Source organism: Allobosea sp. CER48 (genome assembly GCF_044752385.1).
GTDB lineage: Bacteria > Pseudomonadota > Alphaproteobacteria > Rhizobiales > Beijerinckiaceae > Allobosea.
Genome location: NZ_JBIWYK010000128.1, coordinates 1 through 7488, shown reverse-complemented (window position 1 = coordinate 7488; position 7488 = coordinate 1). Strand labels below are relative to the sequence as shown.

Genomic DNA, 7488 nt, shown 5'->3' with positions numbered 1-7488 from the left:
CGTCCTGGAAGGTCTCGCGACCTTACGCCGCTGGCCAAGGCCGCGCCGACATTCTACAGGCTGATCCCATGACGTTTTCCAACACGCTCGTCTCCGTCGCGGTCGGCGCGGTCGCCATCGTTCTGCTGCTCGGCCTCGTCAACATGTTGCGCGGCGGCAGCGCCAACACCTCGCAGCGGCTGATGCGCCTGCGGGTGGTGCTGCAGTTCATCGCGATCATCCTGATCGTCGCCGTGCTCTGGTGGCGAAACGGCTGAGACCCGCGACGATTTGCGCAATAGACTGTAATCATTGACATTTGAAGATCGTAAAGGTGTGAACGAAATCGGCCGCGGGCCCGCTTCGCCACATTCCGGACACGAGTGTGTGCGCTTCACTAACGCCGGTTCGCCCCCTCATCGCCGAAAGCCCATGGTCCGCGTCGCGTTGCTGCCTCTTGCCGGTTTCCTGGCCTCCTGCCTCGTTGTGTGCTCCGCCGAGGCGCAGACACGCTCGCTGTCCGGCAATGTCTCCAGCTACGCCCCCGCGACCGAAGCCCCCGCCCCGGCCTGGGAAACGCGCATCGGCGCCGGCATCGCCAATCCCGGCGGGCGCGAAAGCGGGCTTGCGAACATCGGAGCCGAGGTGCTTTCGCCACGGCTGATCCCCTTGCAGGATCGCATCGCCGCCGCCTTCATCCCGCGCTTCAACCTCGGCACCAGCCTCAATCTCAACGGCACGCGCTATGCCTATGCCGGCGCGACCTGGACTTTCGACGTCACGCGCGAAGTCTTCGTCGAGGCAAGCCTCGGCGCCGCCGTGAACGACGGCAAGACCGGTCTGGTCGTACCTGAAAACCGCCTCAACCTCGGCTGCAACACCGGTGCGCGCGGAGCGGCTGCGCTTGGCGTGCGCCTGTCCGACCGCTGGAGCCTCGTCACCACGCTCGAGCACTTCAGCACGACAGGCTGTGGCGATCGGATTGGCTCCTCGCCGCGTGGCCCCGCCAATTTCGGCGCCCGGCTCGGCTATACTTTCTAGCGACCGCGCTGCGCGGAAAACCGCGCTTCCGTCGCGACCACGCCGCGCTATAAGCAAGCCATGGTCAAGCTGAATCGCATCTACACCCGCACCGGCGATGATGGCTCCACCGGGCTGACGGCCGGCCCGCGCCGTCCGAAATTCGACCTGCGGGTCGCCGCCTACGGCACGGTCGACGAGACCAATGCCTGCGTCGGCCTGGCGCGCCTGCATGCTGCGACCGAGGATGCCGAGGTCGATGCCATGCTCGGCCGCGTCAGCAACGACCTGTTCGATCTCGGCGCCGATCTGTCCACGCCGGAAACCGACAAGCCGCTCGCCTTCGAGCCTCTGCGCATCGTCCAGGCCCAGGTCGACCGCCTCGAGGCCGAGATCGACGGGATGAACGAGAGTCTCGCCCCTCTGCGCTCCTTCGTCCTGCCTGGCGGAACGCCTGCCGCGACGCATCTGCATCTGGCCCGCACCGTGAGCCGCCGCGCCGAACGGCTGATGGCGGAGCTCGCCGCGACCGAGGGCGAGGCCGTCGCGGCCCCTGCACTCAAATACATCAACCGCCTGTCGGATTTCTTCTTCGTCGCCTCTCGCTTCCTCAATGCGAAGGCCGGCGGCGACGTCCTGTGGGTGCCCGGCCAGAATCGCTGAGGCGCGCCATGTTCTTTCCCCTGCATGACGGCGTGCCGCTGCGCTTCATGCGAACCCCTTACATCACCTATGGGCTGATCGGCGCCTGCATCGCCGGGCAGGCCCTGCTGTGGACCTGGCCCGGGGAGGAGGCTGCCCTCGCGATCATGGCCGGCTTCGGCCTGATTCCCTCGGTCCTGTTCGGCACGGCGCAATTGCCTGACGGCCTTGCCCATCTGCCACCCTGGCTGACCCTGTTCAGCAATGTCCTGCTCCATGCCAATCTGGCGCATCTGATCGGCAACATGCTGTTCCTCTGGGTCTTCGGGGACAATGTCGAGGACGCCATGGGCCATGCCCGCTTTCTCGTCTTCTTCTTCCTGTGTGGCCTCGGCGGCTCGATCTTCCACGCCGGCATGTATCCGGATTCGGAGCAACCGCTGATCGGGGCCTCCGGCGCGATCTCGGGCGTGATCGCGTCCTATCTGATGCTGTATCCGCAGGTGCGGATCTGGGGCGTCGCCTTCAACTGGATCCCGATCCACATCCCCGCGATGTATGCGCTCGGCGGGTGGATTCTGCTGCAGGCCGCATCGGCTCTGTTCGAAACCCAGGGCAATGTCGGCTGGTGGGCGCATCTCGGCGGGCTGGCGACCGGGGCGGCGCTCACGCCGCTGTTCATTCACCGCAGCGTCGCCCTCTTTGGCCGCCGCCATGCAACTTGGTAGGGCCGTGCGCTTTTGCCCCCCGGTGAAGACCCCGGACAGCGTTGACAAGGCCAAACCGGCGTCGTTACGGTCCGACCGCATTCCAGCTGAAGGCCGCGATGCCGCGATCTCGTCGTCCGCGACGGTGCGGCGCGAGGCGCATCTCTTCTGAACGGTGATCTGGCGATGAAGATCTTGGTGCCCGTCAAGCGGGTGGTTGATTACAACGTGAAGATCCGCGTGAAGGCGGACGGCTCCGGCGTCGAACTCGCCAATGTGAAGATGTCGATGAATCCGTTCGACGAGATCGCCGTCGAAGAGGCGCTGCGCCTGAAGGAAGCAGGCAAGGCAACCGAAGTGATCGTGGTCTCGATCGGGCCGGCGCAGGCTGCCGAGACGATCCGCACCGGCCTCGCCATGGGCGCTGATCGCGGCATCCTCGTGAAGGTCGACGGCATCGTCGAGCCGCTCGCGGTCGCCAAGCTGCTCAAGAAGGTCGTCGAGCAGGAGAATCCCGGCCTCGTCATCCTCGGCAAGCAGGCGATCGACGACGATTGCAACCAGACCGGCCAGATGCTCGCCGCCCTCCTCGGCTGGGCCCAGGGCACGTTCGCCTCGAAGGTGGAGCTGGCCGCGGATTCGGTCGACGTCACCCGCGAGGTCGATGGCGGCCTGCAGACGGTCTCGCTGAAGCTCCCGGCGATCGTCACCACGGACCTGCGCCTCAACGAGCCGCGCTACGCTTCGCTGCCGAACATCATGAAGGCCAAGAAGAAGCCCCTCGACGAGACCTCCGCAGAGACGCTCGGCGTCGATGTCGCGCCGCGCCTCAAGGTGCTGAAGACGGTGGAGCCGGCCGGCCGCTCCGCCGGCGTCAAGGTGGCGAACGCCGCCGAACTCGTCTCCAAGCTCAAGACCGCCGGGGTGATCTGATGACCACGCTGCTGATCGCCGAACACGACAACGCCTCCATCAAGGACGCTACCGCCAAGGCGCTGACCGCGGCGCAGGCGCTGGGCGCGCCCGTCCACATCCTCGTCGCGGGCCAGGGCGCCAGGGGCGCGGCCGACGCGGCGGCCAAGCTCGCCGGCGTCGAGAAGGTTCTGCTCGCCGATGACGCCGCCTACAGCCACGGCCTGGCCGAGCCGCTGGCGGCGCTGATCGTCAAGCTCGCGGCGGGCTACGACGCCGTCGTCGCGCCCTCGACCACCTCCGGCAAGAACGTGCTGCCGCGCGCCGCCGCCCTGCTGGACGTGATGCAGGTTTCCGACGTCAGCAAGATCGTCTCGGCCGACACGTTCGAGCGCCCGGTCTATGCCGGTAACGCCATCCAGACAGTGCAATCGGCCGACGCCAAGAAGCTGCTGACCATCCGTACCGCCTCCTTCGCCGCTGCTGGCGAAGGCGGTTCGGCTTCCGTCGAGGCCGTCTCGGGCGCAGAGAACCCCGGCAACTCGTCCTTCAAGGGCGAGGAGGTCGCCAAATCCGACCGTCCGGAGCTCGCCTCGGCCAAGATCATCATCTCGGGCGGCCGCGCGCTCGGCTCGGCCGAGAACTTCGGCAAGGTGATCGAGCCGGTCGCCGACAAGCTGGGCGCTGCTATGGGCGCCTCGCGGGCCGCGGTCGATGCGGGCTACGCCCCGAACGACTGGCAGGTCGGCCAGACCGGCAAGGTCGTGGCGCCCGAGCTCTACATCGCAGTCGGCATCTCCGGCGCGATCCAGCATCTCGCCGGCATGAAGGACTCCAAGGTCATCGTCGCGATCAACAAGGACGAAGAGGCGCCGATCTTCCAGATCGCCGATTACGGCCTCGTCGGAGACCTCTTCACCGTCCTGCCGGAGCTGGATGCCGAGCTGGCCAAGGCTGGCAAGTAAGGCGTAGATCAACGTTCCCGGGCCGCCTCAGGGCGGCCCGTTCCGCTCCCGCGGGAGCATGAAAAGACTATCCGGGATCAAACTATGTCGGACAAGGCGATCAAGACGATCGGCATCATCGGGGCAGGCCAGATGGGCAACGGCATCGCCCATGTCGCGGCGGTCGCCGGATTCGACATCAAGCTGCATGATATCGCCGAGGAACGGATCAAGGCCGCACTCGCCACCATCGACGGCAACATGGCCCGCCAGGTCTCGAAGGGCGCGCTTGCCGACGAGGACCGCCGCGCCGCCGTGCAACGCATCGAGCCTGCCGTCACGCTTGCCGATCTCGGGGATTGCGATCTCGTCATCGAGGCCGCGACCGAGAACGAGGAGGTCAAGCGCAAGATCTTCACGGCCGTCTGCCCGCATCTGCGCCCGGACGCCATCCTGGCCTCCAATACCTCCTCGATCTCGATCACCCGGCTCGCGGCCGCGACCGATCGCCCCGAGCACTTCATCGGCATCCATTTCATGAACCCGGTGCCGCTGATGCAGCTCGTCGAGCTGATTCGCGGCATCGCGACCGATGACGGCACCTTCGAGCGCGCCAAGGATCTCGTCGGCAAGCTGCACAAGACCGTCTCGGTCTCCGAGGACTTCCCTGCCTTCATCGTCAACCGCATCCTGCTGCCGATGATCAACGAGGCCGTCTACACGCTCTATGAGGGCGTCGGCTCCGTCGATGCGATCGACACCGCCATGCGGCTCGGCGCCAACCATCCGATGGGCCCGCTCCAGCTCGCCGACTTCATCGGCCTCGACACCTGCCTTTCGGTGATGCAGGTGCTCCATGACGGGCTCGCCGATTCGAAGTACCGCCCCTGCCCGTTGCTGGTGAAATACGTCGAGGCCGGCTGGCTCGGTCGCAAGACCAAGCGCGGCTTCTACGACTATCGGGGCGAGAAGCCCGTCCCGACCCGCTGACGAAGGTCGGCCGGGCGCGTCATCCCTGCGAAGCCGGCCCAAAAACCTCCTGATCCGACGCCTGGCTGAAGCGGACGAGGAAACGCCTCGCCCGCGCAAAGGTGTTCATCGCAGTCGCAATAAGTTCCTTCACATTCCTGTCGTCTCGCGCTTACATTGATCACAGGGCGGGATTCGTCCCGCTTGACGAAGCGGAGGTGCGACGGGTTTGACGGCGCATGTGATGCATCCGATGGCATCGCCGGACAGTTGTCCGGCCCTTGTCCTGAACGCCGATTTCCGGCCGCTCAGCTACTACCCGCTGTCACTGTGGAGCTGGCAGGACGCAATCAAGGCGGTCTTCATGGATCGCGTCAACATCGTCTCCGAATACGACACCATCGTTCGCAGCCCGAGCTTCGACATGCGGCTGCCCTCGGTGGTTTCGCTGAAGAGCTACATCAAGCCGTCGCGAACCCCGGCCTTCACCCGTTTCAACGTCTTCCTGCGAGACCGCTTCGCCTGCCAGTACTGCCATGCGCGCGAGGAATTGACCTTCGACCACGTCATTCCCCGCTCGAAGGGCGGCCTGACCACCTGGGAGAACGTCGTCGCTGCGTGCTCGCCCTGCAATCTGCGCAAGGGCGACAAGATGCCGGCTTCCGTCGAGATGTTCCCGGCCCAGAAGCCCTATGCGCCGACGGTCAACGACCTCCATCGCAACGGCAAGCTCTTCCCGCCGAACTATCTGCACGAAAGCTGGCTCGATTATCTCTACTGGGATTCCGAACTGGAACCGTGAGGCGCAGGTTCAGCCCCGGGCCCGCCGGGGCAGCAGGCCGAACACCGCCAGCAGAAACAGCACCGCCGAGACGAGCGCGTTCCAGCCCGCGAGCGACAGGCCGAGGAAGCGCCAGGCGGCTTCCGAGCAGGCGACGATCCGGGTGGTCTGCAGTTGCTTCATGAAATCCTGCAAACCGGCCGCAGCCGGCGCAGCGCCGCCACAGTCGTTCGGCCCGACGAACCAGCCCCACTCGACGCCTGCGTGATAGACGCCCAGCCCCGTGCTCCAGGCCATCAGGCCTGCGAGCCCGAGAAGGGCAATCCATTGCAGCCGCGGCGAGCGCGCCAGCACCAGCGCGGCCAGGGCGAGACCGATGGCGGCATAATGCGGAACGCGCTGTTCGAGGCACAGCTTGCAGGGCCGCAGATGGATCACGATCTCGAAGAACCAGGCTCCCGCGATCAGCGCGAAGCTAGCAACTCCGATCAGCGCGATCAGGCGCGGCGGCGTGAGCAGGCGGTCGGAGTCGCGGGGCACGACGGTGGCATGGGCGGTCATGGCAAGGCTCAGCAGGAGAGAAGCTGGCCGGAACCTGCGACGAGCTTGAGGCCGAAATAAAGCAGGATCAGCAGGGCTGCGCCCACCAACGCGATCACTTTCAGGCGACGTTCGATGAAATGCCGGATCGTGACGCCATAGCGGCGCAGCAGGAAGGCGAGTGCGAAGAAACGCGCTCCGCGCGCCAGCACGCAGGAAATGACGAAGAAGGCGAGGCCGATATGGACCGCGCCGGCCAGGATCGTGACCACCTTGATCGGCGGCAGGTGCGCCAGGCCCGAGGTAGTGAGCAGGATCAGCGTCGTGTCCGGACCGGCACAGGCACGCAACGCCTCGAACGCTCCGAGCTTGCCGTAGAATTCCAGAACCGGCTTCGCCAACGCCTCGAAGGCATAGTAGCCGAGCGCATAGCCGGCGATTCCGCCGAGCACGGAGAACAGCGTCGCGATGAAGGCAAGGCGATAGGCCCGCTGCGGCCGCGCCAGCGCCATCGGCACGAACAGGACGTCGGCCGGGATCAGGAAGAAGGAACTCTCGACGAAGGCGACGATCGCCAGCCAGAGTTCGGCGCGCGGCCTCGCCGCGAGCGACATGGTCCAGTCGTACAGGCGCTTGAGCATGGCGCTCTAGATCACGGGCCGGCGGATGGCGCAACACGGCTGGCGACTTCGGAAGCATCGTTGGCGGGCCGATCTGCCCCTTCCCGCGCGGGCCTGGCGGGCTTGCCCAGCGGCAGCCAGGGCACAGCCTGCCAAAACCTGTTGCGACGATCTTTCCGCCGATTGACCGGCATCGGCCGATCGCTATAGTCCGCCGGCCTGCAAGGGCCCCTGTGGCGGAATTGGTAGACGCGCTCGACTCAAAATCGAGTTCCGCAAGGAGTGCTGGTTCGATCCCGGCCAGGGGCACCAAAGGCTCTTTCGCGAAGCTTCGCGATCTTCGCCTTCCGAAAACCTCACAATGTCCGGCAGAC

The 7488-nt window shown here is 66.0% G+C and carries 10 protein-coding genes and 1 tRNA gene; 9 read left to right on the top strand and 2 right to left on the bottom strand.

What is annotated here, in order from left to right:
• The first annotated feature begins 68 nt into the window (after positions 1-68).
• The 8 genes from ACIPIA_RS07120 (at position 69) to ACIPIA_RS07085 (ending at position 5975) form a co-directional block, all read left to right on the top strand.
• Positions 69-257 (top strand): twin transmembrane helix small protein, encoded by a 189-nt coding sequence (locus ACIPIA_RS07120; protein WP_400508024.1) that lies wholly within the window; start codon positions 69-71, stop codon positions 255-257.
• 154 nt (positions 258-411) lie between these two features.
• On the top strand, positions 412-1020 hold the full coding sequence (locus ACIPIA_RS07115) for an acyloxyacyl hydrolase (protein ID WP_400508023.1): 609 nt from the start codon (positions 412-414) through the stop codon (positions 1018-1020).
• 60 nt (positions 1021-1080) lie between these two features.
• Positions 1081-1662 carry a cob(I)yrinic acid a,c-diamide adenosyltransferase gene (locus ACIPIA_RS07110; RefSeq protein WP_400508022.1) on the top strand — a complete coding sequence of 194 codons (582 nt, stop codon included), beginning with the start codon at positions 1081-1083 and terminating at the stop codon, positions 1660-1662.
• Between the two features lie 8 nt (positions 1663-1670).
• Positions 1671-2369, top strand: a complete 699-nt coding sequence (locus ACIPIA_RS07105; RefSeq protein WP_400508020.1) for a rhomboid family intramembrane serine protease — start codon at positions 1671-1673, stop codon at positions 2367-2369.
• 165 nt (positions 2370-2534) lie between these two features.
• Positions 2535-3281, top strand: coding sequence for an electron transfer flavoprotein subunit beta/FixA family protein (locus tag ACIPIA_RS07100; protein ID WP_400508018.1), 747 nt, complete (start codon positions 2535-2537; stop codon positions 3279-3281).
• Complete coding sequence (locus ACIPIA_RS07095; RefSeq protein ID WP_400508016.1) at positions 3281-4225, top strand: electron transfer flavoprotein subunit alpha/FixB family protein; 945 nt, start codon at positions 3281-3283, stop codon at positions 4223-4225. Before ACIPIA_RS07100 ends, ACIPIA_RS07095 begins: the two co-directional genes overlap by 1 nt.
• Positions 4226-4309: 84 nt before the next feature.
• Positions 4310-5194: a 3-hydroxybutyryl-CoA dehydrogenase gene (locus ACIPIA_RS07090; protein ID WP_400508014.1), complete on the top strand. Its 885-nt coding sequence runs from the start codon at positions 4310-4312 to the stop codon at positions 5192-5194.
• Between the two features lie 223 nt (positions 5195-5417).
• Positions 5418-5975 (top strand): HNH endonuclease, encoded by a 558-nt coding sequence (locus tag ACIPIA_RS07085; RefSeq protein WP_400508013.1) that lies wholly within the window; start codon positions 5418-5420, stop codon positions 5973-5975.
• Between the two features lie 9 nt (positions 5976-5984).
• On the opposite strand, the gene ACIPIA_RS07080 is transcribed toward ACIPIA_RS07085, so the two are convergent.
• On the bottom strand, positions 5985-6515 hold the full coding sequence (locus tag ACIPIA_RS07080; RefSeq protein ID WP_400508011.1) for a disulfide bond formation protein B: 531 nt from the start codon (positions 6513-6515) through the stop codon (positions 5985-5987).
• An 8-nt stretch (positions 6516-6523) separates the two neighbouring features.
• On the bottom strand, positions 6524-7135 hold the full coding sequence (locus ACIPIA_RS07075) for a YqaA family protein (RefSeq protein ID WP_400508009.1): 612 nt from the start codon (positions 7133-7135) through the stop codon (positions 6524-6526).
• Between the two features lie 206 nt (positions 7136-7341).
• Between ACIPIA_RS07075 and ACIPIA_RS07070 the strand changes: the two genes are divergently transcribed.
• Positions 7342-7426, top strand: a tRNA-Leu gene (locus ACIPIA_RS07070).
• The last annotated feature ends 62 nt before the right edge of the window (positions 7427-7488 follow it).